The 26,647-nt window shown below is 67.4% G+C and carries 24 protein-coding genes; 16 read left to right on the forward strand and 8 right to left on the reverse strand.

Features of this window, described 5'->3' with window-relative positions:
• The first annotated feature begins 22 nt into the window (after positions 1-22).
• Together sucD and FOE78_RS06645 are read left to right on the forward strand one after the other, a co-directional pair.
• On the forward strand, positions 23-901 hold the full coding sequence (sucD, locus tag FOE78_RS06640) for a succinate--CoA ligase subunit alpha (RefSeq protein ID WP_143985594.1): 879 nt from the start codon (positions 23-25) through the stop codon (positions 899-901).
• Positions 902-1,011: 110 nt separating this feature from the next.
• A complete protein-coding gene (locus FOE78_RS06645) occupies positions 1,012-1,860 on the forward strand; it encodes an HAD family hydrolase (protein WP_143985595.1) in 849 nt (282 codons plus the stop codon).
• On the opposite strand, the gene FOE78_RS06650 is transcribed toward FOE78_RS06645, so the two are convergent.
• The gene (locus FOE78_RS06650; RefSeq protein ID WP_143985596.1) at positions 1,838-2,221 is read right to left on the reverse strand and encodes a tautomerase family protein; all 384 of its coding nucleotides are present in this window, start codon (positions 2,219-2,221) and stop codon (positions 1,838-1,840) included. The two genes, FOE78_RS06645 and FOE78_RS06650, sit on opposite strands and share 23 nt — an antisense overlap.
• A 42-nt stretch (positions 2,222-2,263) precedes the next feature.
• Between FOE78_RS06650 and FOE78_RS06655 the strand changes: the two genes are divergently transcribed.
• Positions 2,264-3,421, forward strand: a complete 1,158-nt coding sequence (locus FOE78_RS06655; RefSeq protein ID WP_228266187.1) for a phosphotransferase — start codon at positions 2,264-2,266, stop codon at positions 3,419-3,421.
• 10 nt (positions 3,422-3,431) lie between these two features.
• On the opposite strand, the gene FOE78_RS06660 is transcribed toward FOE78_RS06655, so the two are convergent.
• On the reverse strand, positions 3,432-5,150 hold the full coding sequence (locus tag FOE78_RS06660; protein WP_143985598.1) for a hypothetical protein: 1,719 nt from the start codon (positions 5,148-5,150) through the stop codon (positions 3,432-3,434).
• 247 nt (positions 5,151-5,397) lie between these two features.
• Between FOE78_RS06660 and FOE78_RS06665 the strand changes: the two genes are divergently transcribed.
• From FOE78_RS06665 to FOE78_RS06675, 3 genes are all read left to right on the forward strand, one after another.
• Positions 5,398-6,831 (forward strand): cell division protein PerM, encoded by a 1,434-nt coding sequence (locus FOE78_RS06665; protein WP_143985599.1) that lies wholly within the window; start codon positions 5,398-5,400, stop codon positions 6,829-6,831.
• 257 nt (positions 6,832-7,088) lie between these two features.
• Entirely contained in the window at positions 7,089-7,694 is a 606-nt protein-coding gene (gene purN / locus FOE78_RS06670; RefSeq protein ID WP_143985600.1) for a phosphoribosylglycinamide formyltransferase, read from the forward strand.
• The gene (locus FOE78_RS06675; RefSeq protein ID WP_210414850.1) at positions 7,691-7,993 is read left to right on the forward strand and encodes a DUF3017 domain-containing protein; all 303 of its coding nucleotides are present in this window, start codon (positions 7,691-7,693) and stop codon (positions 7,991-7,993) included. The genes purN and FOE78_RS06675 overlap by 4 nt, the downstream gene beginning before the upstream one ends.
• A gap of 83 nt (positions 7,994-8,076) precedes the next feature.
• Here FOE78_RS06675 and FOE78_RS06680 read toward each other — a convergent pair whose 3' ends face one another.
• The 3 genes from FOE78_RS06680 to FOE78_RS06690 form a co-directional block, all read right to left on the reverse strand.
• Positions 8,077-8,580 carry a hypothetical protein gene (locus FOE78_RS06680; protein ID WP_143985601.1) on the reverse strand — a complete coding sequence of 168 codons (504 nt, stop codon included), beginning with the start codon at positions 8,578-8,580 and terminating at the stop codon, positions 8,077-8,079.
• 95 nt (positions 8,581-8,675) lie between these two features.
• Positions 8,676-9,341 carry a DUF4190 domain-containing protein gene (locus FOE78_RS06685; protein WP_143985602.1) on the reverse strand — a complete coding sequence of 222 codons (666 nt, stop codon included), beginning with the start codon at positions 9,339-9,341 and terminating at the stop codon, positions 8,676-8,678.
• A gap of 169 nt (positions 9,342-9,510) precedes the next feature.
• A complete protein-coding gene (locus FOE78_RS06690) occupies positions 9,511-10,500 on the reverse strand; it encodes a malate dehydrogenase (RefSeq protein ID WP_143985603.1) in 990 nt (329 codons plus the stop codon).
• A gap of 232 nt (positions 10,501-10,732) precedes the next feature.
• Between FOE78_RS06690 and FOE78_RS06695 the strand changes: the two genes are divergently transcribed.
• On the forward strand, positions 10,733-11,755 hold the full coding sequence (locus FOE78_RS06695) for an SGNH/GDSL hydrolase family protein (RefSeq protein WP_143985604.1): 1,023 nt from the start codon (positions 10,733-10,735) through the stop codon (positions 11,753-11,755).
• A 597-nt stretch (positions 11,756-12,352) separates the two neighbouring features.
• Positions 12,353-12,853 (forward strand): hypothetical protein, encoded by a 501-nt coding sequence (locus FOE78_RS06700; RefSeq protein WP_143985605.1) that lies wholly within the window; start codon positions 12,353-12,355, stop codon positions 12,851-12,853.
• Here the strand turns inward: FOE78_RS06700 and FOE78_RS06705 are convergent.
• Positions 12,850-14,166, reverse strand: a complete 1,317-nt coding sequence (locus tag FOE78_RS06705; RefSeq protein ID WP_210414851.1) for a UDP-glucose dehydrogenase family protein — start codon at positions 14,164-14,166, stop codon at positions 12,850-12,852. The two genes, FOE78_RS06700 and FOE78_RS06705, sit on opposite strands and share 4 nt — an antisense overlap.
• A 99-nt stretch (positions 14,167-14,265) precedes the next feature.
• Here FOE78_RS06705 and FOE78_RS06710 point away from each other — a divergent pair, with 99 nt between their 5' ends.
• From FOE78_RS06710 to trpS, 5 genes are all read left to right on the forward strand, one after another.
• Complete coding sequence (locus FOE78_RS06710) at positions 14,266-15,471, forward strand: aminotransferase-like domain-containing protein (protein ID WP_210414852.1); 1,206 nt, start codon at positions 14,266-14,268, stop codon at positions 15,469-15,471.
• A 22-nt stretch (positions 15,472-15,493) separates the two neighbouring features.
• On the forward strand, positions 15,494-15,931 hold the full coding sequence (locus FOE78_RS06715) for a MarR family winged helix-turn-helix transcriptional regulator (protein WP_143985606.1): 438 nt from the start codon (positions 15,494-15,496) through the stop codon (positions 15,929-15,931).
• Positions 15,932-16,143: 212 nt separating this feature from the next.
• Positions 16,144-18,027 carry an ABC transporter ATP-binding protein gene (locus FOE78_RS06720; protein WP_143985607.1) on the forward strand — a complete coding sequence of 628 codons (1,884 nt, stop codon included), beginning with the start codon at positions 16,144-16,146 and terminating at the stop codon, positions 18,025-18,027.
• Between the two features lie 39 nt (positions 18,028-18,066).
• Positions 18,067-19,482: a hemolysin family protein gene (locus FOE78_RS06725; protein WP_143985608.1), complete on the forward strand. Its 1,416-nt coding sequence runs from the start codon at positions 18,067-18,069 to the stop codon at positions 19,480-19,482.
• Between the two features lie 38 nt (positions 19,483-19,520).
• Complete coding sequence (trpS, locus tag FOE78_RS06730; RefSeq protein WP_210414853.1) at positions 19,521-20,540, forward strand: tryptophan--tRNA ligase; 1,020 nt, start codon at positions 19,521-19,523, stop codon at positions 20,538-20,540.
• Here trpS and FOE78_RS06735 read toward each other — a convergent pair.
• Complete coding sequence (locus tag FOE78_RS06735; RefSeq protein ID WP_143985610.1) at positions 20,503-21,933, reverse strand: MFS transporter; 1,431 nt, start codon at positions 21,931-21,933, stop codon at positions 20,503-20,505. The two genes, trpS and FOE78_RS06735, sit on opposite strands and share 38 nt — an antisense overlap.
• Before the next feature lie 143 nt (positions 21,934-22,076).
• On the opposite strand from FOE78_RS06735, the gene FOE78_RS06740 reads away from it, so the two are divergent.
• Together FOE78_RS06740 and FOE78_RS06745 are read left to right on the forward strand one after the other, a co-directional pair.
• The gene (locus FOE78_RS06740) at positions 22,077-23,024 is read left to right on the forward strand and encodes an RNA polymerase subunit sigma-70 (protein ID WP_143985611.1); all 948 of its coding nucleotides are present in this window, start codon (positions 22,077-22,079) and stop codon (positions 23,022-23,024) included.
• 225 nt (positions 23,025-23,249) lie between these two features.
• Positions 23,250-23,678: a hypothetical protein gene (locus FOE78_RS06745; RefSeq protein ID WP_143985612.1), complete on the forward strand. Its 429-nt coding sequence runs from the start codon at positions 23,250-23,252 to the stop codon at positions 23,676-23,678.
• Here FOE78_RS06745 and FOE78_RS06750 read toward each other — a convergent pair.
• On the reverse strand, positions 23,654-24,826 hold the full coding sequence (locus FOE78_RS06750; RefSeq protein WP_143985613.1) for a hypothetical protein: 1,173 nt from the start codon (positions 24,824-24,826) through the stop codon (positions 23,654-23,656). The genes FOE78_RS06745 and FOE78_RS06750 overlap by 25 nt on opposite strands.
• Positions 24,827-24,988: 162 nt before the next feature.
• Here FOE78_RS06750 and FOE78_RS06755 point away from each other — a divergent pair, with 162 nt between their 5' ends.
• Positions 24,989-26,629, forward strand: a complete 1,641-nt coding sequence (locus tag FOE78_RS06755) for an alkaline phosphatase family protein (protein ID WP_143985614.1) — start codon at positions 24,989-24,991, stop codon at positions 26,627-26,629.
• The last annotated feature ends 18 nt before the right edge of the window (positions 26,630-26,647 follow it).

Here is a 26,647-nt window from a genome sequence, read left to right on the forward strand (position 1 = left end):
ACAGAAAGAGGAATCACGAACCATGTCGATCTTTTTGAACGCTGACAGCAAGATCATCGTGCAGGGCATGACCGGCGGGATGGGCTCCAAGCACACGCGGCTGATGCTGCAGGCCGGATCGAACATCGTCGGCGGCGTGAACGCCCGCAAGGCCGGCACCACCGTCGACTTCGACGGCACCGAATTGCCCGTCTTCGGTTCGGTGTCCGAGGCGATGGAGAAGACCGGCGCCGACGTGTCGGTCGCCTTCGTCCCGCCGGCCTTCGCCAAGGACGCCGCGATCGAGGCCATCGATGCCGAGATCGGTCTGCTGGTGATCATCACCGAGGGCATCCCGGTCAAGGACTCGGCCGAGTTCTACAACTACTCGATCGGTAAGAAGACCAGGATCATCGGGCCGAACTGCCCGGGCATCATCACTCCGGAGGAGTCGCTGGCCGGCATCACGCCGCACACCATTGCGGGCAAGGGCCCGATCGGTCTGGTGTCGAAGTCCGGCACGCTGACCTACCAGATGATGTACGAGTTGCGGGACTTCGGCTTCACCACCGCCATCGGCATCGGCGGCGACCCGGTCATCGGCACCACCCACATCGACGCATTGGAGGCCTTCGAGGCTGACCCGGACACCAAGGCGATCGTGATGATCGGCGAGATCGGTGGCGACGCCGAGGAGCGGGCAGCCGAATACATCAAGGCGCACGTGACCAAGCCGGTGGTCGGCTACGTGGCCGGCTTCACCGCACCGGAAGGCAAGACCATGGGTCACGCCGGCGCCATCGTGTCCGGCTCGTCCGGTACCGCCGAGGCGAAGAAGGTCGCGCTGGAGGCGGCCGGGGTCAAGGTCGGCAAGACGCCTTCGGAGACAGCCGAACTGATGCGTTCGATCTTGAACGGGTAGACCGGTCCAAGATCAACTTCCCTTCTCGATGATCAACTAGTTGAAGATCAGCCACGGCCGTGTTGCCGACTCCGGTCGGCGGCACGGCCGCTGTGTGACGGAGTGCAGCAGTGTCGATTGAACTTGTCGCGTTCGACCTGGACGGAACGATCTTGGAGAACGGCGACACGATTGCCGACGAGTGCCTGGCGGCCATCCGGGCCGTACGCGATGCGGGAGTCCGGTGTGTGATCAACTCCGGCCGATCGACCGACTTCCAGGCCGAGCTGCTCGTCCGGCACGACGTACTTCTCTGCTTCGACGCGCTGATCGGCGACGAACGCTGGGTCCAGCTGGTTGATCATGAATCGGGCCGTGGCGGACGTCCGGAACTGCGGCCGCTGGAGCCGTGGAACAGCGACGTCCAGCGGCGCTGGACTGCGCTGGAGCCGATGGCCGAGCAGTGGTGCCGACGGCTCGAAGATCAGTCCGCGGGTCGGGGGTGGAGCTGCCGGCCCAGCGATCCACGCGCCGGCCGGGCCCGCGGGATGTGGTGGCTCACCTTCCAGTCAGCCGAGCAGGCGCTGGAACTGCTGGACTGGCTCGAGCCGCGGTTGGCCGGTGGCCCGCTGGCAGCGAACTGCAACGGCACCATCGTCCACATCTACGACCGGGCCTGCGACAAGGGGACAACGTTGCTCGCGTTGTCCCGACACTTCGGCGTTGCGGCCCAGGACGTCCTGGCCTTCGGCGACAACTTCAACGACAAGCCGATGTTGGACGGTCGGTACGGGTTCGCAGCGGCGACCGTTGCCAACGCCGATCCGGCCGTCCAGGAATGGGTTCGTTGCACCGGTGGCCCGGTGGCCGGACGAGCCTGTGGTGCTGGTGTGGCCGACGTGCTCACCGATGTCGCAGCTCCGCGATCGATCCGGGATCGCCCGGCCGGAGTTGGGATCAGACCTCGACCCGGTAGCTGAGCTTCAATTCGTCGGCCACGACACCCCGGATGCCCCAGTTCTGCTTCGGGCTCTCGATGATCACGACTTCAAGATCATCTTCGGCCAGTCCGAGTGCCGGTGCGACGGCCCCGTACAGCTCCATGATCAACTTCTTCTTGGCCTCGTCGGATCGGCCGTCGAAGCAAATGATCTCGATCATCAGGTAGTCGGCCGAGCGGGGTGCGATCAGGTCACCGTCGTCCAGCAACAGGAATCGGTGGAACCGCTTCTCGGTGGGCAGTTGCCAGGTCTTGATCAGGGCGGCGTGCACGAGGTCCGAGACCTCGCGCCGCCGGTCCTGCCAGATTCCTCGAGAACCGTAGATCTTGACCTGCGCCATGGCCAGAGGCTATCGGCTCACTGCGATAATTCCCGCGTGGACATGTTGCTCGCCGCGGTCGGCGACCTGTTGGGCAAACCGGTGGACCTGGTCGAACGACTGTCCGAGAAGGACCGGCGGAACACGGTCGTCCGGGTCCGGACCACGGACGGCCCCGCGGCCGGCACCACGTTCATCGTCAAGCAGACGGTCGGATTCGATGTCCCGGAGGCCGCGGACGACCTTCGGCGGCGGTTCTATCAGGAGGCGACTGCGGCGATGTTCCTGACCCGAATCGCCCCGGGTGAGCACGTGCCGCGATGCCATGGCGTCGATTCCCGACTCGGCCTGATGATCTTCGAGGACCTGGGCAGCGCGCCCGATCTGGCCGGAGCCCTGCTGGGAGAGAACGGGCCGGCGGCTCGCAGCTCACTGGTGGCCTACGCACGCCGCCTGGGTGCGCTGCACGCCGCGACTGCCGGCCGGATGCAGATCTGGGACGAGGTGGTCACCGAACTGGGCGCTCCGATCGAGCTTCACAGTGACCGAGCGCTGCAAGCGCACGCCGAAGCCCTTGACGGTGGAATTCGTGGCCTCGGCGACCAACTGCGGGAATTGGGATTACCGGGGCTCGACGAGCAGGCGGTTGCCGAACTGGACGCCGTTCGCACGTCGGTCTCCCAACCGGGACCGTTCACGGTCCTCGTCCACCGTGACTCGTGTCCCGACAACGTGATCGTCGCACTCGATGGCGTACGACTGATCGACTTCGAATTCGCCCGGCCGGGCCATGCCCTGCTGGACGGGCTCTATCCTCAGCTGCCGTTTCCCACCTGTTGGTGCTGCAATCGGCTTCCATCCGCGGTCGAGGAGGAGGTTGCGGCGGCGTACCGGGCCGAGTTGATCGCCGGCGTCCCGGAGGCCGCCGACGATCGGCTGTACGACGATGCGGTCAGCCGGCTGATGGCGTACTGGCTGATTGCCTCCTTCGAGTGGACTTTCGCCGGCGTGCTGACCGAGTCGCGGACCTGGGGGATCGCCAGCGTCCGGGCGCGAGAGCTCAGCAGGCTGCAGGTCTTCGTCGGCTTCGCCGAGCGGACCGGGGCGGTTCCCGGGCTGCGGGGCGTTGCGCAGCGGTTGCTCGCCGAGCTCACCCGGCGCTGGCCGGGCGAAAAACCGCTGGCTGTCTATCCGGCACTCCGAGCCGAACAGTCGGGATGATCGACGCGGCTCAGCGGACCTGGGTGGCGCGCTGTCCGGCGCGTACGGTGACGGTCTGCCACTGATCGCTCGTGAAGTCCCAGTCGCCCTGCCGCGGCAGGAAGGTGTAGATCAGCTTGTCGCCGGCGGCGACGACACCGACCCGGTAGCGGGAGGTCTCGTCGGCCGACACCTTCTGGTTCACCAGGGCGACGGTGCCGGCGACCTCGGTGTTGTCGGCGCCTCGGCCGGTGACCTTGGTGAAATCGCTGACCGACGCGGTCGGCAGCCGATCCCCGCAGGACTTGAGGTTGTCGACGATCTGTTTCACCTCGGACGTGGCGTCCTTGTTGTTCCTCATGCTCAGCACGATCTGATCCAACCCGAAGGTCTTCGGCATCTGTTTCGGCTTGTCGGTGAGGACGTAGCTGCGGGCGGTCCGGTTGTCCGCCGCGAGCGTGCCGAAGTCGACGTTCTCGCAGCCGGAGGTGGTCACGTCGGCGGGCGATCCCGGCTCCAGCCCACCCCAGGTGCCCTTGCCGTTGACCGGCTGCGGAAGGTCGGCCAGCGCCAGGAATCCCGGCTGATCGCCTCCGATCGGCGGCGGCCCAGGGGTGATCGACGGGTCGCTGGCGCAGACTCCGACCGCGATCGTGCACTGGGTGTCGGTCAGCTGGCCGACCGCCTGGGCCGTCTTGCCGAGGTCGGGCGCCTGCTTGCTTTCGGTGACGTCGACCACGTTGATCACCCGCCCGGTCCGATTGAGTACGACGGCGCGGTAGCTGTCCTTGAGGTCGTCGGACAACGCGATCCCGGTGGCCTGGTCGCCGAGGCCGGTGATCACCCGGGCGTCGGAGATGTAGCTGCCCTTCAGGTTGCACTCGCCGAGCGCCTTGGACTGCAGCGCGAACGCCTCGGTCGCGTCCTCGGCCGACTTGTACGCCTGAGCCAGATGCAGCGCCGCCGGATCTCCTGCACCGTCGGCGGTCAGGGTGCGGACCCGGGCGTTGGACGGTTTCGGGCCGTCGTCGGGGAGGTTGCTCAGGCAGGCCGGCACCGGCGCGTTGTCGTCGCCGGCGGGCTGGTCGTTGTCGACCTTCCACTTCTCGTCGATGACCTGGTTCAGGGAGTTCGGCGACAGCATCGTCTGCGCACTGATCATGCTGGTCGGGGCCGACGTCGTGGCGGCTGTTGCCGGTGACTGGGCCGCCGGAGTCGGCTTGTTGCCCACGGTGAGGAACCCCGCGACCACCGCTGCCGCGACCACGATGGCGACCGCGCCCACGATCAGGCCGACTCGTCGGCCGCGGTGCGGCTCGGCCTCGAGCTCGGCCACGTTGCGCCGATGCCCGACGTCGGGGCGATCGGATTTCTGCGACAACCCGTGCTTCCCGGTGACCGAGTCCCTGAGCTCGCGCAGCTCGGCGATCCGTTCCGCGCGCTGTGCCTCGGCGACAGCTTGCTCGGTGCTCTGGGGCTCAGGCTTGGTCGTCTCGGGTTTCGGGGCAGCGGGCTCGGAGGTGGAAGCATCCTCGGAGGTGGAAGCATCGGAGGCTTCGGTTGCGCCGACCTCGGCATCAGCCGGGGTAGCGCTGCCGGGTGCATCGGTGCCCGATGTCCCGGCCGGCCGAAAATCTGGGGCATCCGACCGGTGCCGACGTGCCGGCCGGGTCTGCTCGGAATCCTCGGCGGATTCGTCGTCGCCGCGTCCCCGGCGTGGTCGGTTTTCGCTCCGTTCGCTGGGGCCCATGCTCCGACGAAACTCCCTGCTGCTGACTGAACTTCACTGCTGCCGCCGCGACGCGGCCGGTTGAACTGTACCTGTTGGATCGGTGCGGATGAATTGCTCCGTACGGGGCCGGATTTTCTTGGCCGGCCGGCTTCGGGCGTGTCTGATGGGAATGACAGATCGGCTGGGTGAGCATGGACGGGCCATGGCCTCTCTGCTTTCACCGCGCCGTCCCGGGCGTTCCCGGCGCCCTGCTCCCGATGTCCGGTTGACCGCGACCGAACCGACCGAGCCGATCAGCCGCGAACAATCCGAGCCGACCGGTCCGCGCTACGGCTGGCAGCTGGTCGCCGTCGCCGGTGGGCTGGCGACTGCGCTCGCGGGATGGGTGATCGTGGCCGGCCTGAGCGTGGTCGGCTGGTTGGCCGCCACTCGCGGCGAGGTCGGCGACGCCCTGCAGGTCGGTACCACCTTGTGGCTGTTGGCCAACGGAGCACCGGCCCAGCTGGGTTCGGTGACCTGGTCGGTGGTTCCGCTCGGCATGAGCCTGCTGATCGTGTTCATGATCAGCCGCTTCGCCCGAGCCGCGGTCCGCTACGCCGCACCCGAGCCTGCCCATCGACGCGCCGTCGGTTTGGGCACGGTCGGACTCTGCTCGGTCAGCTATGCCGCGGCCGTCGCCGCCGTCGGGTTGGCGACGGGCGCCGAAACCTCGTACGCGATTCTGGGCGCTGCCGTGATCGCCGTGGTCGGCTCGACCTGGGGCAGCGTGCGTGGTCTGCGGGTACGGGTGTGGGACCGACTGCCGGGCTGGGCCCGGCCGGTCCCGCTCGCAGTGGCCTGCGCCGTCGGCGTGCTGCTGCTGGCCGGGATCGCCGTACTGGTGACCGGCGTGCTGCTGCATCTGGACCGGATCACCGCGCTGTCGGCAGGTCTCGGCGCCGGGGTGGTCGGCGGCATCGCCTTGTGGGTGGCCCAGGCGGCGTTCCTGCCGAACATCATCGTGTGGTGCGCCAGCTATGCCCTCGGCGCCGGATTCTCGATCGGGCAGGGGTCGGTCGTCGCGCCGTCCGGGGTGACCCTCGGCCTGCTGCCGTCGATCCCGGCGCTGGGTGCGCTGCCGGCCACCGGACCCGGCTCGGATCGCGGGCTGTTCTGGCTGGCGTCCGGTGTGGTCGCCGGTGCGGTCGCCGCCCTGATCGTGGTACGCCGCCGCCCGGCCGCCCGCTTCGACGAGACGGCGCTGGTCGGTGGGTTGGCCGGACTGCTCGCCGGACTCGTCTTCACCGGCTTGGCGTTCTTCACCGGTGGCGATCTCGGCGACGGCCGGCTGGCCGGCACCGGACCCCGGCTGGTGGAGCTGCTGGTGATGAGCGGAACGCTGCTCGGCCTGGCCGGGCTGATCTGCGGCCTGGTGTTCGGGCTGATCGCGCACCTTCGCCGCCGTTCCGCGCGGACGGCAGAAGCCACCCAGCGAACCGACGCCGGGTCGACGGCCTCGAGCTCTCCGGCCGCGGAGCAGTCGGTCGATGACGGGGCCGGGAAGGGCGCGGTCGCCGCGTCCAGGGAAGTCGACCGCGCCGACGTCGACGCGGATGTCCCTGTCGGAGAGGTCGACGACACCGAGGAAACAGTGGCCGTGGGCGATTCCAATGCAGACCACGATGCCGACGACGCGAGCGAGCAACGGCGCTCCGCCTGAATTCGCTCTTCTGCTTCCCGTCCGTTTTCCCACCGAACACGAGATCGAATCCCGGCCCGAACCTATTTCCCGTCCGTTTTCCCACCAGGCACGAGATCGAACCGGCCGTACCTGCTTTCCGAACGGCGCATGAGCAGCACTCGTCATCGCGGCCACTACCGAGCAGCCCAACCTTGGACCTGGTGATCGCGGGTTCTCGAGGACGCCGAGTGAGCCGCGATCTCGGGCTTGGTTCGGATGCCGATAGGCTTCCGGACGTGGGTTTCCGCGTGGTCGTCCTGGTGTCCGGTTCGGGCACGCTGTTGCAGTCCCTGATCGACGCCCAGGCCGATCCCGGCTTCGGTGCTCAGATCGTCGCGGTCGGCGCCGACCGCGGCAAGATCGCCGGGCTGGAACGCGCCGAGGCAGCGGGCGTTCCCACCTTCGTACACCGGTTGAAGAAGGGCGCCGATCGCGACGCCTGGGACGTCGGACTGCGCGATCTCGTCGACGGCTACGCTCCCGATCTGGTGGTCAGCGCCGGCTTCATGAAGCTAGTCGGGCCGGCCTTCCTGGAGCGCTTCGGCGGCCGGATGATCAACTCGCATCCGGCCCTGCTGCCGAGCTTCCCGGGGATGCACGGCGCCCGCGACGCGCTCGAGTACGGGGTGAAGATCACCGGGGCCACCGTGTTCCTGGTCGACGGGGGCGTGGACAGCGGCGCCATCCTGGCCCAGGCCGCCGTACCGGTGCTGGACGACGACGACGAGGAATCGCTGCACGAACGGATCAAGATCAGCGAGCGCGCGTTGCTGGTCCAGGTCGTCGCCCGAATGGCCCGGCAGCGTTGGTGGGTGCAGGGCCGGACGGTGCGCTGGCAGTGACTGCGAACCCCGAAGGCCGGCGGCCGCGACCACCGAAGTTGACCCCGACAGAGATGGTGTCGCTGGCGGTCGTGGTGGCTGGGATGATCGCCGGCTTGGTGCTGGTGGCCATCGGTCAATGGCGGCTCGGCTGTCTGGTGGTCGGTGCGTTCCTCGCGGTCGGCGGGCTCGAACGTCTCTTGTTGCCGACCGCGAAGGCGGGCCTGTTGCGCGTACGCAGCCGGTTCTTCGACGTGATCATCCTGATCGGCATGGGGGCGGCGATCATCGCGTTGTCGATCTTGGTCCCGCAGAACTGAACGGGTCCAGAACTCAACACCAGAAAGGAAAGGCCCCGAGCAACTGCCCGGGGCCTCGACCAAGCCGATCGTCGCAGCGGCGATCAGCCCATCGATCCGGCCACTCCGAAAACCATGATCAACACGAAGATCATGTAGACGATGAAGAACGCGATTCCGACCATGCTCAGGATCGACATGATCATGCCAATGATCTTGCCGGCGTTGATGTTGCCGACATTGCTGTAGGTGGCGCCGGTCTCTTCGATCTCCCGTTGCACCTTGTGGCCCATGTACCAGGCGACGAAGCCGATCACCGGCACCGCGATGCTGACCACGCCCAGGACCAGAATGGTGGTGCCTTGCGGATGTTCCGGCGCGATCGCATACGGCGGGTAGGGCTGCCCGTGTTGCGTCGGAAGGCCTTGCACCGGCTGTCCCTGGTAGGGCTGACCCTGCTGCTGGAATCCCTGTTGTTGGTATCCCTGCTGCTGGAAGGGTTGCGCCGGACCCGGCCGGCCCTGGGGCTGGCCGTAGTAGCCGGCCGGTGACTGATCGCCTGCCTGTCCGTGCTGGTACGGATCCTGGGGGCTGTAACCGCTGGCCATCGGCGGAGCCTTTCTGCTGGAGCGGCCTCAAGCCTACGGTCCCGGCGGGTCACAGCCGACCGGGACCACACGACGTCGACGGACTGGGACACGCCCTAGGAACCGGCGCGAACGGCCAGACCGATGATCACCCAGACGACCAGCAGCGCGACGCCGATGATGCCGCAGTAGAGCCCGGCACTGGCCTGCTGCCGACCGGTGTACGCGGCCGGGTTGGCGTCGATCTCCTTGCGGGCCTTGTTGCCCAGCACGATCGCGATGATGCCGGTGATCAGGCCGACACAGCCGATCGAGAACGGGATCGAGATGATGCCCAGGATCATCGCCGGCAGTGCCTGCGGATGCTTGACCGGAGCGGCTGCACCGTACGGGCCGTAACCAGGCTGCGCGCCGTAGGCATTGCCCTGCTGGGCGCCATAGGCGTTGCCGGCGGGGTAGTTTCCTTGCTGGCCGGGATAGCTCTGGCCGTAGTCGGACTGCGGCGGCTGCTGTGCACTGTAGGGCGACTGAGTGCTGCCGTAGCCGCCGGCGCTCGGCTGCCCGTACGGCTGCTGAGGCTGCTGTCCGTACGGCTGCTGTTGCTGCTGCCCGTACTGCGGGTCTTGGCCGTACGGCGTCTGCTGGCCGTAGTCGGGCTGGCCCGACCCCGAACCGGTCGACCCCGAACCGGTCGAACCCGAATTGTCGGCCCCCGAGTTGTCGGCGCCCGAGCCGTCTTCGGGCTTGTCGCCGTAGGGATTGGATCCGTAGGGAGAACTCATACCGCCATCATTTCGTCGTTTGCGTCGGATGGACCCGCGGAAGTCACCTTCGGCGGGTCACAAGCCCGACATGTCGGAACCGGGCGCTCTCAGCTTATCGGCAGGTACTGTCAATTCGCTCTCAGCCTGGCCACGGCATCGGTTCCCACGACGATCAACGCACAGCGGTTCAGATCAGGCCGAGGCTCTTGACCGCCTCGCGCTCCTCGTTCAACTCGGCAACCGAGGCGTCGATCTTGGCCCGGGAGAAGTCGTCCAGCTCCAGGCCCTGCACGATCTCGTACTCGCCGTTCTTGACCACACACGGGAAACCGGACACGACGCCCTCGGCGATGCCGTACGAACCGTCGGTCGGCACCGCCATCGACACCCAGTCGCCCGCCGGCGTCCCGGAAACCCAGTCCCGCATGTGCTCAAGTGTCGCGTTGGCCGCGCTCGCCGCCGAGCTGGCGCCCCGTGCCTCGATGATGGCCGCGCCGCGCTTCTGCACGGTCGGCAGGAAGTCGTTCTCGATCCAGGCTCGGTCGTTGATCACCTCGGCCGCAGGCTTGCCGCCGATCTTGGCGTTGAACGCGTCCGGGTACTGGGTGGCCGAGTGATTGCCCCAGATGGTGACGTTGCTGACCTCGTTCACCGAGACCCCGGCCTTCGCGGCGAGCTGGGCCTTGGCCCGGTTGTGATCAAGCCGGGTCAGCGCATTGAAGCGGTTGGCCGGGATGTCGGGGGCGTTGCTCTTGGCGATCAGCGCATTCGTGTTGGCCGGGTTGCCGGTGATCAAGATCTTGACGTCGTCGGCGGCATGATCGTTGAGCGCCTTGCCCTGCGCAGTGAAGATCGCGCCGTTTGCCTCCAGCAGATCACTGCGCTCCATGCCCTTGCTGCGGGGGCGAGCGCCGACCAGCATGGCCAGATTGACCCCGTCGAACACCTGGTTCGGATCGTCGCCGATCTCGACCCCGGCCAGCGTCGAGTAGGCACAGTCGTCCAACTCCATCACCACACCCTCCAGCGCCTTCAGCGCCGGGGTGATCTCCAGCAGACGCAGCTCGACCGGCTGGTTTGCTCCGAGCAGTTCACCGGAGGCGATCCGGAACAGCAGGCTGTAACAGATCTGACCGGCAGCGCCGGTGACGGCGACCTTGACGGGTGCGGGACTCATGACTGGATCTCCCTTGAGGGCTTCGGACGACTGGCTCGACTGGAACAGCTTGCGGCGCGTCCGCTACGGACTGGCTACCCAGACCCGACTGGACTATTCGAACCAACTGGACTACCAGGGCCGACGCTAGCAAGATGAGCCCGCGCGGAGTGCGCTGGGTGACGTGAGGCTCCCCACAACTCCGGCCCGCGGAATCCGTGTTGATCAAGCCTCGAGGAAGAGAGTGGCCACCGTGCCGAACGACTACCGCTGGTACGAACTGGGCGAGCCCGAAGGACGGGGTTGGCCGGCATCGGACACCAAGCGTCTGACCGACCGGTTGCCGGCCCGGGCCGAGGGCGTCGTACCGGACGTCGTCTGGGGGCTCAGCCGGATGTCGGCCGGGCTGTACTACCGATTCCGGACCGACGCGACCGAGATCGCCGCCCGATGGACACTGCCCGACGGGCCGGTGGCGATGCCGCACATGCCGGCCAGTTCGGTCAGCGGGCTGGACCTGTACGCCGAAGATGATCATGGCCGGTTGCGGTGGGCCTCCTGGGCCGCGCCGGCGGAGGGCGGCACCAACACCGCGGTCCTGCTGTCGGAGATCCGCCCCTTCGACGGGATGCGCGAATATCGGCTGTACCTGCCGCTGTTCAACCAGGCCGACGAGATCGCCGTCGGCGTGCCGGAGCAATCCCGCCTGGAGATCCTGGAACGCGATCCGGTCGCCCCGATCGCCTATTACGGCACCTCGATCGTGCACGGCGCGGCGGCGTCTCGATGCGGGATGGCGATGCCGGCGCAGCTGGGCCGACGGCTCGACCGGCCGGTGCTCGGGCTCGGCTTCTCCGGAAACGCCAAGATGGAGATCGAGCTGGCCGACGTGCTCGCCGACCTCGACCCTGCCGTCTATCTGATCGACTGCCTGCCGAACATGACGGCCGAGCAAGTCGCCGAACGGGCCGAACCCTTCGTCCGGCGCCTGCGCGTTGACCATCCGAGGACGCCGATCCTGCTGATCGAGGACCGGACCCTGACCAACGCCTGGATCCGGACCGAGGTGTTGGACGCGCACCGGGCCCGGCGCGCCGAGCTCGCGGCCGCGTACCGGTTGCTGCGAGCCGAGGGCGACACCAACCTGCACTACCTCGGCCATGATCAACTTCTCGGCGACGACGACGAGGGCACCGTGGACAGCTCGCACCCCACCGACCTCGGCTTCACCCGCATGGTCGACCTCCTGGAGCCCCGCGTCAAAGCCCTCCTCTAACCGACTTGTCAGCGTTAGACGTCGCTATAGCGCTTCTTAAGGCTGACAACTCGGGGGTGTGGATAACTCGGCTGGTGTCCCGCGCGAACTGCGGCAGAGTTTCGGACCATGTTCCCGGGTACAGAGGGCGATCGGCGGCTGGCGGCGACGGCACTACGGCAAGCAGGTGCGGTCCACCGTGACCAACTCCGAGACCTTGGCGTCACGGCATCGTTCGTACGTGCGCAATTGGCCGCTCGTCGATGGATGGCGATCGGCGAGTCGGTGGTGATAACGCAGAACATCGCGCCCGGACGTCTGCAGACGATGTGGGCCGCCGTGTTGGACGCGGGTCCGGCGTCCTTGCTGGGTAGTCACACAGCCCTGGAACTAGCGGGCTTTGAAAGCCGCGCACGTGAACGGGAAGTGATCCACCTGATCGTTCCGAGGGGTCGGCACACAACACCTCTGCCCGGTGTGCGAGTACACGAGTCGCGACGAATCCGTCCGGGAGACGGCACGGTGATCGGCGGTCTGCCGTGTACCCCGGTTGCGAGATCTGTGGTTGATGCCGCTGCATGGCAACCGTGGCCGCGGTTCGCTTGCATGATGCTTGCGATGGCTGTGCAGCAGCGGCTCTGCACGGTCGAGCAACTCGACGAGGCTCTCGGTCGCGTCGGTCGTGTCCGGCACAAGCGCTACATGAGGTTGGCGCTGGTCGACATTGCAGGAGGTGCGCAGGCACTGGGCGAGATCGACATGGCCCGAGTCTGCCGGCGATTCGGTCTACAGCCGCCCAAGCGCCAAGTGCGGCGCAAGGACGCGAGCGGGAAATGGCGGTATCTCGACTGCGAGTGGGATCTGCCGACCGGGGAGATTCTGGTGTTGGAAATTGACGGCCGACATCACTATGACGTCAGCCAGTGGGAGGCCGATATGCGCAGGGAGCGTGGAGTCGTGGTGAGCCGGCGGTGGGTGTTACGGGCCACCGCGTTCGAAGTCCGGCTCGAGCCGGGTCCGTTGGTGGCCGACCTGATCTCGATGGGCGTACCCAGAATCTCCGACTTGTCAGCGTTAGGAAGCGCTATAGCGCGTCGAGACGCTGACAAGTCGGATTAGAGGGTGGCGGCGCGGCCTAGTTGTACGAGTTTCCAGCCGGCAACGTGCCAGGTGGCGGGGTTGAGCTTCAGGCGGGCGTCGATGATGATCTTGGTCTTCACCAGGTCCGCCAGTGCGGCGGGGTCGAGATTACGGAATTCGGGCCATTCGGTCAGGTGCAGGACGATGTCCGCATCCCGTACGGCGGCCTCGACGGTGTCGACCTGGGTGAAGTTCTCCCGCGGTGCCAGCTTGGCCTGCGGATCGAAGATGATCACCTCGGCGCCGCGGGCATGCAGTTGATCGGCCACCGTCAGGGCAGGGGAGTTGCGTGTGTCGTCGGTCCCCGGCTTGAAGCTCGCCCCCAGCACGGCGACCCGCTTGCCGTCCACCGAACCGCCGAGTTGATCAACAGCGAGCTGGGTGACCTCGGCCCGCTGACCGTTGTTGATCTTCTCCACGCTCTCGATCAGGTTGCTCAGTACATCGACACCGTGTTCGTCGGCGCTGTAGGCCAGAGCCCTGATGTCCTTGGGAATGCAGCCGCCGCCGAAGCCGAGACCGGCGTTCAGCATGCCGCGGCCGATCCGCTTGTCGTAGCCGATCGCGTCGGCGAGCTGGGTGACGTCGCCACCGGTCGCCTGGCAGAGCTGCGCCATCGCGTTGATGAAGCTGATCTTGGTCGCCAGGAACGCGTTGGCGGCGTTCTTGATCAACTCCGCGGTGGCGAAGTTGGTGATCACCCGCGGCGTGTCCTCGCTGAACGGGATCGCGTAGACCTGGTCCAGGATCGCCAGGGAAACCTCGTCCTCGATGCCGAGCACAATCCGATCCGGACGCAAAGTGTCCTCGACGGCAAGGCCCTCGCGCAGGAACTCGGGATTGAACGCCAGATCGACGGCATCCCCAGCCGGGGCGAGTGCACGGATCTGCTGCCGCAATGCCGACGCGGTGCCGACCGGGACGGTGGATTTGTTGACGATCAGTGTGGGCTTGGTCAGCAACGGCGCCAGCCCGTCGCGTACGGAGTTGATCTGGGCGAGGTCGGCCGCGCCGGACGGCGCCTGCGGAGTGCCGACGCAGATGAAATGCACGTCGGCCCAATCGGCGATGTCGGCGTAGTCGGTGGTGAAGCGGAGCCGGCCGCTTGCGGTGTGTCGTTCCAGCAGGGGGTCGAGGTTGACCTCGTACATCGGCGCCTGGCCGGAGTTCAGCAGCTTGACCCGCTCGGGCTCGACGTCGACCCCGATCACCTCGTGCCCGAACTCGGCCATCCCGGCCGCGTGAGTGGTGCCGAGGTAGCCCGTACCGATGACGCTGATCCGCAAAGTCACGCCTGCGATTCTCACATACCGAGCACTCCACACCGAGTTGTCAGCGTCACGAGGCGTTATGGCGCCTCGTGAGGCTGACAAGTCGGGCAGAATTCGGCCATGATCCGGGTGAGTGCGACTGCGCAGGCGATGACGTCCAGTGCGATTCGGGAGATCCTCAAGATCACCCAGCGGCCCGAGGTGATCTCGTTCGCCGGCGGCCTGCCGGCGCCGGAGTTGTTCCCGTTGGCCGAGATCCGTGAGGCCACCGAGAAGGTGTACGCCGACCATGGACCGGCCGCGCTGCAGTATTCGACCACCGAGGGACATCTGCCGTTGCGGACGTGGATCGCCGATCGCGGCGGGCTCGCACCGGACCAGGTGCAGATCACCAGCGGCAGCCAGCAGGGTCTGGATCTGCTCGGCCGGGTGCTGATCGACCCGGGCGACGTGATGCTGGTCGAGTCGCCCACCTACCTCGGCGCGCTGCAGGCGTTCGCACCCTACCGGCCGCGGTTCGTCGAGGTGATCACCGACGACGACGGCGTCGTGCCGGAGGCGCTTGAAGATCAACTTCGTACGACGCCGGCCAAGTTGATCTACCTGGTGCCGACCTTCCAGAACCCGACCGGCCGCACCCTGTCGGTCGAGCGCCGCCGGCAACTGCTGGAGATCACCAAGCGGCACGGCGTGACCATCCTCGAGGACGGTCCCTACAACGAATTGCGGTTCCGCGGCGAACGGGTGCCGACCCTGTTCGAGCTCGCGCTGGCCGACGGCACCCCGGTCGACGATCTGAACGTGATCATGCTCGGCACCTTCTCCAAGGTGCTCGCACCTGGGCTGCGCGATGCCTGGGTCCAGGGGCCGCGACCGGTGATCGACAAGCTCGTGATGGCCAAGCAGGCAGCGGATCTGCACTCGCCGACGCTGAACCAGTTGATCGTCACCGAACTGCTGGACGACGTGCTGCCACGGCAGATCAAGATCATCAGCGCCGAGTACGGCAAGCGCGCCGCGGTCATGATCAACTCCATCGCCGAGAACTTCCCCCCAGGTGTTGCTTGTACCGATCCCGACGGCGGCATGTTCTGCTGGGTGCAGTTGCCCACCGATGCCGGCATCGACACCGAACCGATGCTGGCGGCCGCGGTGGATCGCAACGTCGCCTACGTTCCCGGCCGGCCGTTCTTCGCCTCCGGGATCGGGCACAACACGATGCGGCTGAGCTATGTCACCTCGACCGAGCAGGAGATCCGGGCCGGCATCGAGGCGCTCGGCGCGGTGATCGAGGATCAGCTGGTTGGACGGGCGCAGCTACGCTGAGCCCATGAAGCAGGCGGCGCCCATGAACCACCGAGAGGGCGACCTCGGTCCGGAGGACGAACTGGGGGAGTTGCTGCGTCGGGCGTCGCACCGGATGCGGCACCGCTGGGTCGAGCTGCTGCAACCGTGGGAGTTGTCGCCGCATCAGGCCCGTGCCCTGCGGGCGATCGTGACCAGTGAGCCGGTGCGGTTGACCGAGCTCGCCGATCGGTTGCGGGTGGCCAATCGTTCGGTGACCGATGTGGTCGACGCGTTGGTCGAGCGCGGACTGGCCGAGCGCGGTGCGGTGCCCGGGGACCGGCGGGCGACCGCGGTCCGGGCGACCGAAGCCGGCCGGGAGTTGCTGGAGCGCACCGAGGACGCACGCCGGGCCGACGACGCCATCTTCTTCGGCCGGCTTACCGACGCCGAGCGCCGCCGGCTGGCCGCGCTGTTGCACAAGCTCACCGAATCCGAATGAGTTGATCTTGGTCCGCTGATCGAGCGGGGCGGTTGCTGCGGTTCGGCTTTGCGGTCCTTCGACAGGCTCAGGACCCGAGGTGTTGACGTGCCGGTAGATGCTGAGGTATCCTCACAATCAGGTTAGCTCAAGATGTCGGTCGCGCCACGATCCCGTACTGGTTGATCGAGCGCCTGGACCGCCTTGAGTCCGTACGATGAAAGGACTTGCCTTTGCCTGCCACTACCACACTTCCACCACCCGATGCACCGTCCCGTGCCGGTGACCAACGCGGCCGCGGCGGCCGCGGCGGGCCCGGCGGCGGTTTCGGCCCCGCGAAGATCGACCCCGAGGACCGCGCCCAACTCGCCGAGAGCCCGGTCAAGATCGCCAGGATCCTTAAGCTGTTCCGACCGTACCGAGGCCAGTTGATCATGGTCACCCTGATCATCGTCGGGACCTCGGTGATCGGCTTGGCCAGCCCGTTCCTGCTGCGCGAGATCATCGACGTCGCCCTGCCGCAGCAGGACGTCCGGCTACTCGTGATCTTGGTTGCGATGATGCTCGCCGTCACCGTGGTCACCTCACTGTTCGGCGTACTGCAGACCTGGATCGCGACCAAGGTCGGCCAGCAGGTGATGCACACGCTGCGGACCAGAGTCTTCAGCCACCTGCAATCCCAGTCGATGTCCTTCTTCACCGGCGCCCGCACCGGCGAGGTGACGTCCCGGCTGACCAACGACATCGGCGGCATGCAAAACGTCGTCACCACCACCGCCACCTCGATCGCCAGCAACTTGACCACTGTCGTCGCCACCGCGATCGCGATGATCGCCCTGAGCTGGCAGCTCAGCCTGTTCACCCTGCTGGTGCTGCCGCCGGCGATCATCCTGACCCGTCGGGTTGCCTTGCTACGCAGGGAAATGACGCTGCAACAGCAGCGTCGGATGGCCGACCTGACCAGTCAGATCGACGAGGGGCTGTCGGTCAGCGGCGCCCTGCTCACCAAGACGATGGGTGCCACCAAGGCCAGCTCGCGGCGGTTCGCCGAAACCTCGACCGAGCTTGTTGATCTTGCTCTGCGATCGGAGTTGGCCGGCCGTTGGCGGATGGCGACGATGTCGATCATCTTCGCCGCGATCCCGGCCCTGATCTACCTGGTGGCCGGCCTGCCGATCACCGGCGGCACGATCAGCATCGGCACCTTGATCGCCTTCGCTTCCTTGCAGGGCAGCATCTTCCGGCCGATGATGGGTCTGCTCAACGTGGCCGCCCAATGGATCGCGTCGATGGCGTTGTTCTCCCGGATCTTCGGCTACCTGGACACCACCACCGACGTTCCCGAGCCGACCCATCCGCTGCCGATTGATCCGGCCGCGATCCGCGGCGAGGTGGAGATCGTCGGCGTCGACTACCGCTATCCGGGAGCCGAGACCGGCGCCCTCGACGGCATCGAGCTGAGGGTTTCGGCCGGCGGCAGCCTGGCCCTGGTCGGCGCGACCGGTTCCGGCAAGTCCACGCTCGCCTCGCTGGTGGCCAGACTGCGCGATCCGAGTACTGGTTCGGTCACCGTCGACGGCTACGACCTGCGTGAGCTGTCCGCCGAGACGATCGCCGCAGTGGTCGGCGTGGTCACCCAGGAGACGTATCTGTTGCACGGAACGGTCCGCGACAACCTGTTGATCGCTGCCCCGGAAGCGACCGACGAACAGCTGTGGCAAGCCCTCGAGGTGGCGCAGATCGACGACCTGATCGGCGGTCTGCCGGCCGGGTTGGACACCGTGGTCGGCGCCCGTGGGCAGCGGTTCTCCGGCGGCGAGCAACAACGCCTGGCGATCGCCCGGGTGGTGCTGCGCGACCCGCGGGTCCTGGTCCTCGACGAGGCCACCAGCGCCCTGGACAACGCCACCGAACGCCGACTGCAGACCGCACTGGACGCGTTGAGCCGCGGCCGGACCACGATCACCATCGCGCACCGGCTCAGCACCATCGAGCACGCCGACCAGATCGCCGTACTTGATCATGGTCGAGTGATCGAACTCGGTGCCGACGCCGATCTGCGGGCCCGCGCCGGGGCGTACGCGCAGCTGGCCGGGGATCCGGTGAACGTCTCCTAGTCTTATGGGCGTGAGTGCCCCTGGACCCGGTCGCGTCCGATGAGCAGCGTGCTGCGCGATGCTGCGCTGATCCTGCTGTTCGTGATCATCGGGGGCGTGTTCGCCGCCGCGGAGATGGCGCTGGTGTCGCTGCGGGAGAGCCAGGTCCGGCAACTCGGCCATCGCGGCACACGCGGCCAGACCATTGCCCGGCTCACCGCCGATCCGAACCGATTCCTGTCCGCGGTGCAGATCGGCGTCACGCTGGCCGGCTTCCTCTCGGCGGCCTTCGGCGGCGCGACCCTGGCCGGGCCGCTCGGCCGGCAACTGCAGAAGCTGCATCTGGCGCCCGGCGTGGCCGACACGGTCGCGCTGGTGCTGGTGACCGCCGCCATCTCGTACGTGTCGATCGTGGTCGGCGAGCTGACCGCCAAGCGGTTGGCCTTGCAGCGCTCGGAATCCTTCGCGATGGCGCTGGCGCCGCTGGTCGACCTGATCGCGAAGATCGCCCGGCCGGTGATCTGGCTGCTCGGGGTGTCCACCGACGGTCTGGTCCGGCTGCTCGGCGGTGATCCGAAGGCGTCCCGGGAGGAGGTCACCAGTGAGGAACTGCGGGCGATGGTTAGTGGCTCGGAGAACCTCGGCGAGCAGGAACGGCAGATCGTCGACGATGTGTTCGCGGCCGGCACCCGCAGCCTGCGGGAGGTGATGGTGCCGCGGACCGAGGTCGACTTCCTCGACGGCGCCCAGCCGGCCTACCAGGCCGCCCGCGAGGTGAGCACGGGATCGCGTTCGCGCTATCCGGTCACCGGCGACTCGGCCGACGACATCCTCGGCTTCGTGCACATCCGGGACCTGCTCAACCCGGCGATGAGCAGTCGGTCGGTGCCGGTCCGGGAACTGGTCCGGCCGGTGATCTCGCTGCCCGACACCGTACGGGTGCTGTTGGCGATGACCGAGTTGCGCCGGCAGGGTTCGCATCTGGCGATCGTGGTCGACGAGTACGGCGGCACCGCCGGCATCGTCACCCTGGAGGACCTGGTCGAGGAGCTGATCGGCGACATCACCGACGAGTACGACGAACCGGCCCCCGAGCACGGACCCGAACATGATCATGAAGTGGACGGACTGCTCAGCCTGGAGGACTTCGCGGATCGGACCGGGCTGCAGTTGCCGGAGGGGCACTACGACACGGTCGCCGGCTTCTTCGTCGCGCGACTGGGCCGGATCCCGGAGTTGGACGACGAGATCGAGACGGTGATCAACGTCGACGAGGCGGATGCGGAACGGTCGGGTCGGGTGCTGCTGGAGATGCGGGTGACCGAGTTGGACGGACGGCGGGCGGCCCGGTTCTGGGCCCGGATGACGCCGTTGCCGGACGAGCCGGATTCGGACTCGTCGGCGGAGGAGCACACTGCCGAGCAGGCGGTCCGGGACCTTGCTCAGGACCCTGATGGGGTCGCTCGGGACCGTTGATTGCCGGCCGCGCTGCCACGGGTGCGAGAATGCCGCCCATGCCTGAAGCAGTACGTGCTGACGCTCGACCCCGCGTCCTCTCGCTGATCCAGCCGACCGCCGATTCGCTGCACCTGGGGAATTACCTCGGCGCGCTGCGGCAGTGGGTGCCGCTGCAAGATGATCATGACGCGTTCTACGGCGTCGCCGACCTGCACGCGCTGACCGTCGATCAGGATCCGGCCGCGTTGCGGGAGAAGTCCTTGCGGGCCGCGGCCCAGTTGATCGCGGCCGGCATCGATCCGGCCAAGGCGACGGTCTTCGTTCAGTCCCACGTGCCCGAGCACACCCAGCTGATGTGGGTGCTGTCCTGCATGACCGGTTTCGGCCAGGCGGGCCGGATGACCCAGTTCAAGGACAAGTCCGCCAAGGGCGGCGTCGAGTCGGCCAACGTGGGCCTGTTCGCGTACCCGATCCTGATGGCCGCCGACATCCTCATCTATCAGGCCGAACGGGTCCCGGTCGGCGAGGACCAGCGGCAGCATCTCGAACTCACCCGGGATCTGGCGCAGCGCTTCAACGCCCGCTACGACAAGACCTTCGTGGTCCCGGAACCGCACATCCTCAAGTCGGTCGGGAAGATCCAGGACCTGCAGGATCCGACCGCCAAGATGAGCAAGTCGGCCTCCTCGCCGAACGGGATCATCGAGTTGCTGGATCCGGAGAAGGTCAACATCAAGAAGATCAAGTCCGCGGTCACCGATTCCGAACGCGAGATCCGCTACGACGAGGACGCCAAGCCGGGGGTGGCGAACCTGTTGACGATCTTGTCCGCGCTCACCGGCGACAGCATCGACGACCTGGTGAATTCCTTTGCAGGTAAGGGATACGGCGACCTCAAGGGCGCCGTTGCCGACGCCGTGACCGCGTTCGCCACCCCGTTCCGGGACCGTACGCTGCAGCTGATGGACGAGCGTACGGAGTTGGAGAAGATCCTTGCCGAGGGGGCCGAACGCGCTCGCGAGGTCGCCGGAGCCACCATCAAGGACGTGTACGCCCGGGTCGGTCTGCTGCCCTGATCGCCAGCGTGGTGACGGCTCCCAGGATCGAGATCAGTGCCGCGGCGCCGATCGCCCAGCGGAAGCCGGTGATCACCGCGGTCGGTGAGGTCAGCGAGCCGTGCGCGCCGAAGACGGCCGTGATCACGGCGATGCCGAGCACCGCACCGATCCGTTGCATGGTGTTGGTGACGCCGGCGGCAATCCCAACCTGATCCGGATCGACCGAGGCCAGCGCGGCGGCCGGCAAAGTCGGAATGGCCAGCGACACTCCGGCGCCGGCCGCCACGAAGGCGACGATGAAGGCCGGCCACGGGGCGCCGGCGCCGGCCAGCACCGCGATCGCGCAGAAGCCGACCGCTTGCAGCAGCAGTCCTGATCCGGCCAGCCGACGGGCGCCGACCCGATCGAACCAGCGGCCGGCCAGCGGCGCGATGATCAACGGCATCGCGGTCCACGGCAGGAACCGAAGCCCGGTGCCGAGCGGCGAATGTCCCAAGCCCAGTTGGAAATACAGGCTGGTCACGTACGCGGCCGAGAAGATCGCCGCCGAGCACAGCAGGTTGGCCAGATTGCTCGCCAGGAAGCTCCGACGGCGAAACAGCGCCGGCGGCAGCATCGGTGCGCTCGCTCGTCGCTCGAGCACGACCAAGATCAAGACAGCCGCCGCGGCCGCGGCCAGCAGCCCGATGGTGCGCGCCGACAGCCGGCCCGCGTCGGGGACGTTGATCAGGGCGTCGACCAGCAGCCCGATCGCGATCACGACCAAGATCATTCCGGGCAGGTCGAGCCGCCGAGCCGGTCCGCGGCTCTCCTGCAGCACCCGCAGTGCAGCCGCGAAGACTGCAACGCCGATCGGCAGATTGATCCAGAAAACCCAATGCCAGTTGAGATCCTGGGTCACTGTGCCGCCGACCAGCGGTCCCGCGGCCACCCCGACTCCGGCGATGCCGCCCCAGATGCCGACAGCGGCACCGCGGCGTTCGGGCGGAAAGGCCGCGGAGATCAACGCCAGTCCGACCGGCGTCAGCAGCGCAGCACCGAAGCCTTGCATCGCGCGTACACCGATCAGCACGGCCAGCGTCGGCGCCATCGCGCAGGCCGCACTGGCGAGGGTGAAGATCACCAGCCCGGTCAGGAAGATCCGCCGGCGGCCGAACCGGTCGCCAAGTGCTGCACCGGTGACGATGCCGGCGGCGAAGACCAGGGTGTACGCGTTCACGATCCAGGCCATTCCTGAGGCGCTGCCGCCGAGCGTTCGGTGGATCTGCGGCATCGCGGTGACCACGACGAGCGAGTCGAGGGTCACCATCAGGAAGGCCAGCGACGGAATCAGTACGGCTGCCAACCGAGGGCGGCTGAGCGGCGACTGAGCTTGCGGTTGATACGGAACGGGTGCGAGCTCGGCGGTCATGGTGTCTCCTCCGAAGAGCGGATTCACCCATATCGACGCCGGCGCCGACCGAGAACTGGGCGCCTGTGCAGCGCCCAGTTTCGAGCTCGGCCGACGTCGACAGCAGTGAAGTCGGACCACGATCCGAAGGTGGATGGGATCAGATGAACGCGCTGGACGAAGCAGGATTCGAAGCCCTGGTTGCCCCGTACCGGTCGGAGCTGCAGGCGCATTGCTATCGGGTGCTGGGCTCGCTGGAGGACGCCGAGGAGGCAATCCAGGACACGTTGCTGTCGGCCTGGCAGCACTACCCGGACTTCGAACATCGCTCCTCGGTGCGCACCTGGCTCTACCGGATCGCGACCAATCGCTGCCTCGATCAGTTGAGAGCCGGAAGGAGAAGGCCGATGGCCACGCCGTTGAGCCGCGAACCACCCGAGCCGTCGTCCTCGTCCGAGGTCGCCTGGCTGCAGCCCTACCCGGATGATCTGCTGGTGGAGGATCCGGCCGATGCGGTGGCCGGACGGGAGACGATCGGGCTCGCCTACGTACGGGCGTTACAGCTGCTGCCGCCGCGGCAACGCGTCGTGCTGGTGCTGCGCGACGTGCTCGCCTTCCGGGCCGCCGAGGTGGCCGAGATGTTGGAGATCACCGAGGAGGCCGTGACCAGCGCACTCAAGCGAGCCCGGGCGACGCTGCGGGTGGAGGAGGCGCCCGAGCCGCCACCGCCACCGCGATCGGCGCAGGAACGGACCGTGGTGCAGGCCTGGTTGGACGCGTTCTGTCTGATGGACATCCCGCGGCTGGTCGAACTGCTGACCGAGGACGCCTGGCTGCGGATGCCGCCGCTACCGTTCGAGTATCACGGCCGGGCGGCCGCGGCCCGCTTCTTCACCGCGATGCAGACCGGCGCCCGGCACGATCGGATCCTGCAGACCCGGGCGAACGGACAACCGGCTTACTCGGCCTACGCCCAGGATCGGGTCACCGGACTATGGCACAGCCGCGGCCTGTTCGTGATCACAGTCGCCGGCGACAAGGTCCACGAAGTGACCCGGTTCGAGCCTGCGCTCGCCGCCCACTTCGGTTTGCCGCGGACCCTGCCCGAGTGAACACGGCTCGCCGATCCGCGGGCCGTTGAAGACAGATGTGTTATGGACGACCGTTAGCGGGACAGCCGAAGCTCGTAGTGTCACGCGCGGCACGACCACGATTCGCGGGCGCTTCCGCGAGTCTCGTCGTGGGGTTGCTCACCGCAGTGGCAGCTCTTACCGTGGCAAGTGGCGGGCGGGGGAAGGGTTCTGATGACGAATCCAGGTGGAGGACAACGGTCTCCGGTGCGGTCAGACCAGCGGCGGGGTGTCCGCACAGCGCGGCTGCTGGCAGCCGGTACGGGTCTCTTCCTGATCCTGACTGCGGTCGGGGGGTACGGCTTTCGCTGGGGTTGGACGGGGTTCGCCGACAACGACACGCTTTGGGATTGGCTCAATCTTGTGCTCCTGCCGGTCACTGTGGCTTGCCTGCCGTTGTGGTCGGTGTCGAGGGCGGCCCACCGCACGGCCTGGCGCCTGGGGATGGGGTTGGCGGCGGGTGTTCTGGCCGTGCTGGTCGTGGGTGGATATGCCGTGCCGTGGCGCTGGACCGGCTTCGCGGGCAACACCTTGTGGGATTGGTTGCAGCTGTTCTTGGTGCCGGTTGTCCTGCCGCTTGTGGTCGGGTGGATGACCGGCCACCTGAAGTCTCAGGCTGGGGAGGGCTCTTCCTGACCGGTGCCTCGCTGTGGTTCTCCAGCAGGCGTCGGGAGGACCTCCAGCTTCCCGACGGTGCCTCCGCTCCTCCGGGCCAAGGTCGCACCCGACGGGATCCGGGTGGAGGCCACGGCCACGGCCTCGTCCAGCTCAGACTGCCAGAGCGGAACCTCGAGCTTGGCTGCGACCTTCGCGGCGGCCATCGACAATCCTTTGACGGTGACGCCCAGAGCGACGAGCGACGCCAGCAGGTTGGTAATCGCCTTCGTAACTCCGGTGAGGTTGCCGCTGACGCTCACCCCGACGATCGTAGCGGCGAGCGCCGCCACGACGATGAGGATGCCCCACCAGAAGGTGCGGACGAGCACCGCGCCGAGTCGTGCCATGCGGTGCAGCATGGCTCGGGAAGCAGCCACGTAGTCGCCGGCCGACAGCAGGTCGACTGCTGCCTTCTCGCCGGACAGCAGCGTCCGCCAGATGTGGCCTTGGGAACGCAGTGCCGCCCGTGCCGTGTCCGGGTCGGCGCGGTGCTGTCCCTGCCACGCCTCAAGACTTCGGCTGACCGCGTAGGCGGTGTGATCGGGAAGGTCGCTCTTGAGCGCGGACAACCACCGCTTGAGGACAAGCAGCCGGTCCGAGGCGAACAGCGCTTCGAGGGCCCTCTGCTGACCGGCGGGATCCGGCCGGTCGGGGCCGCCGGCGCCGACAAGCGTTGTCGTCTCGCTGAGTAGGCGCCCCATGCCGTAGGCCTTACCGAGCCGGAAGTCGGCCGCATTGAGTGCCTCGAGCAGCTGCACGTGCAGGGCCAGAACCGCCTCGCGGACTTCGTCGGCGGTGTGTCCGGCGCGGTTCAGTGCTGCGATCGTGGCGTCGACACTGGGCGCGGGTCCCACCGGGTCCTGCGGCACGCTTAGCGTTTCGTAGGCCGCAGCGATAGTGCGTGCCAAGAGCCGGTACCGCCGAGCGGCGCTGAGCTGGTCCAGACCTGGCAGCTCGCCGTCCAGGGGGTGCGGTTCGAGCGGTTCGAGCGGCACCGGGTAGGCGAACAGCTGCGCCACCTGCCAACCGATCGTGAAGGCGCGCTGCACTCTCGGGTCCCCGGAGTGCTTCTCCGGGTTGGGTGGGGCAACCGACGAGAGCGAGGTTTCTTGCTGCGGGATGATCATCGGGGCCGCCTTCGCCGACATCTGCCGCACCGGACCTGCGGCTGTAGCCATGCTATCGGCGGAGTGTCCACGGGTAACCGGGCACAGCAGAAGCCCGCTCTGGCGTATCCCGACCTGCGGCCCTAGATTGAGAAGGCTTCGACCACGGTTTCGGAGGTTTGCATGTCCACCATCGACCATGTCGTTGTGCTGGCGCTGGAGAACCGGTCCTTCGACCATATGCTCGGTTTCCTAGCCCATCCTGACCCAGCCTTCGACGGGCTGCTCACTGCTGAGGGGTACAGCAATCCCGGTTGGAACGGTGGCCCGGCCGTGGTGGCTTCGCCGATCGCCAAGCGGGTGCTGCCGGTTGGTCCGGACCACTCCCATAACGCGGTGATGGAGCAGCTCGCCGTGGTGGGTTCAGGTGCTGGCCGGAAGGCGACCAACACCGGTTTTGTGGCCAGCTATGAGCGGAAGGGGCGTGGACTGGTGCCGCCGCCCTACCGGGGTCTTCTCGCTCCGCTCCTCAACCTGGTCGCGGGGCGCTTGGGCTCGTCTCGCATGGCGGCGAACCGTGGTCCGCTGGTGATGCAGTGCCAGCCGCCGGCGCAGGTGCCGGTGCTGAGCGAACTGGCCCGCGAGTACGCGGTGTGCACGCGGTGGTTCTGCTCGGTTCCGGGGGAGACGTGGCCGAACCGCAATTTCTTGCATGCCGCGACCTCCGACGGGGCAACTGACATCGAACTCCGTTTCTACGCCAATCGGACAATCTTCGAGGTCCTCGAGGAAGCGGGCTGTGATTGGCGCATCTATCACGACGACACCCCGCAGGTCTGGGCCTTCCCTCGGCTGTGGGACACCCCGGAGCGGCACGCTCGCTGGTTCCCGCTCGCCGACTTCGCACGGCACGTGGCAGAAGGCTCCCTGCCGAACTACACCTTCATCGAGCCCAACCACCGACCTCCGCTGCACACCCTGGACCACGAGCCGCTGGTGGGCGTGCCGGACGTCAGCAACAACCAGCACCCGGAGAACAATCTGGTCAGCGACGCGGCCTACGACGGGTTCGTCGATGACGGTGACACCGATTTTGCTCGTGCCGAGCAGCTCCTGGCCATGGTCTATGAGGCCCTCCGCGGCAATCCCGCGCTCTTCGAACACACGGTGCTCTTGGTGACCTACGACGAGCACGGCGGTCTCTACGATCACGTACCGCCGCCTTGTGACGTCCCGGCACCGGGCAGTGGGTCGACCACGCCGCCCGAGCGTCGGCTCCTGAGGCTGGCCCATGCGCTCCTTCGGCGCTCGGCCGCCGCGTTCGACTTCACCATGCTCGGGCCTCGGGTACCAACGGTGGTGATATCTCCGCTGGTGCCGGCCGGCACCGTCGACGCCCGGATCCATGACCACGCGACGGTGCCGGCGACCCTGCGGCTGCTCTTCGCGCCGGATGAGGTGCCGCTGACGGCGCGTGACGCGTGGGCGCAACGACACCCCTTTCACACGGTGATGACGCTCGACCGCCCCCGGAGCGATCTGCCGGATCTCTCCGGTTACCTCCCCCCAAAAGTCGGGTCCGCCGACGTTTCGCGCGAGGCTCCCGGTGGGCGGCCCGAGACGGCCAGGGTGAAGCCCTGGGTGCCCGAGTACTACGACGCTTTCATGCAACTGGGGCGTGACGTCAGCCAGCGGCTCGCCTCGGTGGGCGAGCCTGAGGTGGTGTCGCCGGGACCGACCCCGACAGTGGCGTCGGCGGCACAGGTCAGCACGGAGTTCGCCCTCGCGGCGGAGCGACACCGCCGGCAGCATGGCGGCGAGTGAAGCGAGCTCTGGGTCAGC

The organism is Microlunatus elymi (assembly GCF_007362775.1).
GTDB lineage: Bacteria > Actinomycetota > Actinomycetes > Propionibacteriales > Propionibacteriaceae > Microlunatus > Microlunatus elymi.

Excerpts from the sequence above, each read along its gene's own strand:
- FOE78_RS06710 (WP_210414852.1), top strand. The coding sequence starts at position 14,266 with ATGATCCGGGTGAGTGCGACTGCGCAGGCGATGACGTCCAGTGCGATT.
- FOE78_RS06700 (WP_143985605.1), top strand. The coding sequence starts at position 12,353 with ATGGCTGTGCAGCAGCGGCTCTGCACGGTCGAGCAACTCGACGAGGCT.
- FOE78_RS06735 (WP_143985610.1), bottom strand. The coding sequence starts at position 21,933 with ATGACCGCCGAGCTCGCACCCGTTCCGTATCAACCGCAAGCTCAGTCG.
- FOE78_RS06750 (WP_143985613.1), bottom strand. The coding sequence starts at position 24,826 with ATGATCATCCCGCAGCAAGAAACCTCGCTCTCGTCGGTTGCCCCACCC.
- FOE78_RS06740 (WP_143985611.1), top strand. The coding sequence starts at position 22,077 with ATGAACGCGCTGGACGAAGCAGGATTCGAAGCCCTGGTTGCCCCGTAC.
- FOE78_RS06715 (WP_143985606.1), top strand. The coding sequence starts at position 15,494 with ATGAACCACCGAGAGGGCGACCTCGGTCCGGAGGACGAACTGGGGGAG.
- FOE78_RS06680 (WP_143985601.1), bottom strand. The coding sequence starts at position 8,580 with ATGGCCAGCGGTTACAGCCCCCAGGATCCGTACCAGCACGGACAGGCA.
- FOE78_RS06685 (WP_143985602.1), bottom strand. The coding sequence starts at position 9,341 with ATGAGTTCTCCCTACGGATCCAATCCCTACGGCGACAAGCCCGAAGAC.
- trpS (WP_210414853.1), top strand. The coding sequence starts at position 19,521 with ATGCCTGAAGCAGTACGTGCTGACGCTCGACCCCGCGTCCTCTCGCTG.
- FOE78_RS06690 (WP_143985603.1), bottom strand. The coding sequence starts at position 10,500 with ATGAGTCCCGCACCCGTCAAGGTCGCCGTCACCGGCGCTGCCGGTCAG.
- FOE78_RS06725 (WP_143985608.1), top strand. The coding sequence starts at position 18,067 with ATGAGCAGCGTGCTGCGCGATGCTGCGCTGATCCTGCTGTTCGTGATC.
- sucD (WP_143985594.1), top strand. The coding sequence starts at position 23 with ATGTCGATCTTTTTGAACGCTGACAGCAAGATCATCGTGCAGGGCATG.
- FOE78_RS06660 (WP_143985598.1), bottom strand. The coding sequence starts at position 5,150 with ATGGGCCCCAGCGAACGGAGCGAAAACCGACCACGCCGGGGACGCGGC.
- FOE78_RS06650 (WP_143985596.1), bottom strand. The coding sequence starts at position 2,221 with ATGGCGCAGGTCAAGATCTACGGTTCTCGAGGAATCTGGCAGGACCGG.
- FOE78_RS06755 (WP_143985614.1), top strand. The coding sequence starts at position 24,989 with ATGTCCACCATCGACCATGTCGTTGTGCTGGCGCTGGAGAACCGGTCC.
- FOE78_RS06655 (WP_228266187.1), top strand. The coding sequence starts at position 2,264 with ATGTTGCTCGCCGCGGTCGGCGACCTGTTGGGCAAACCGGTGGACCTG.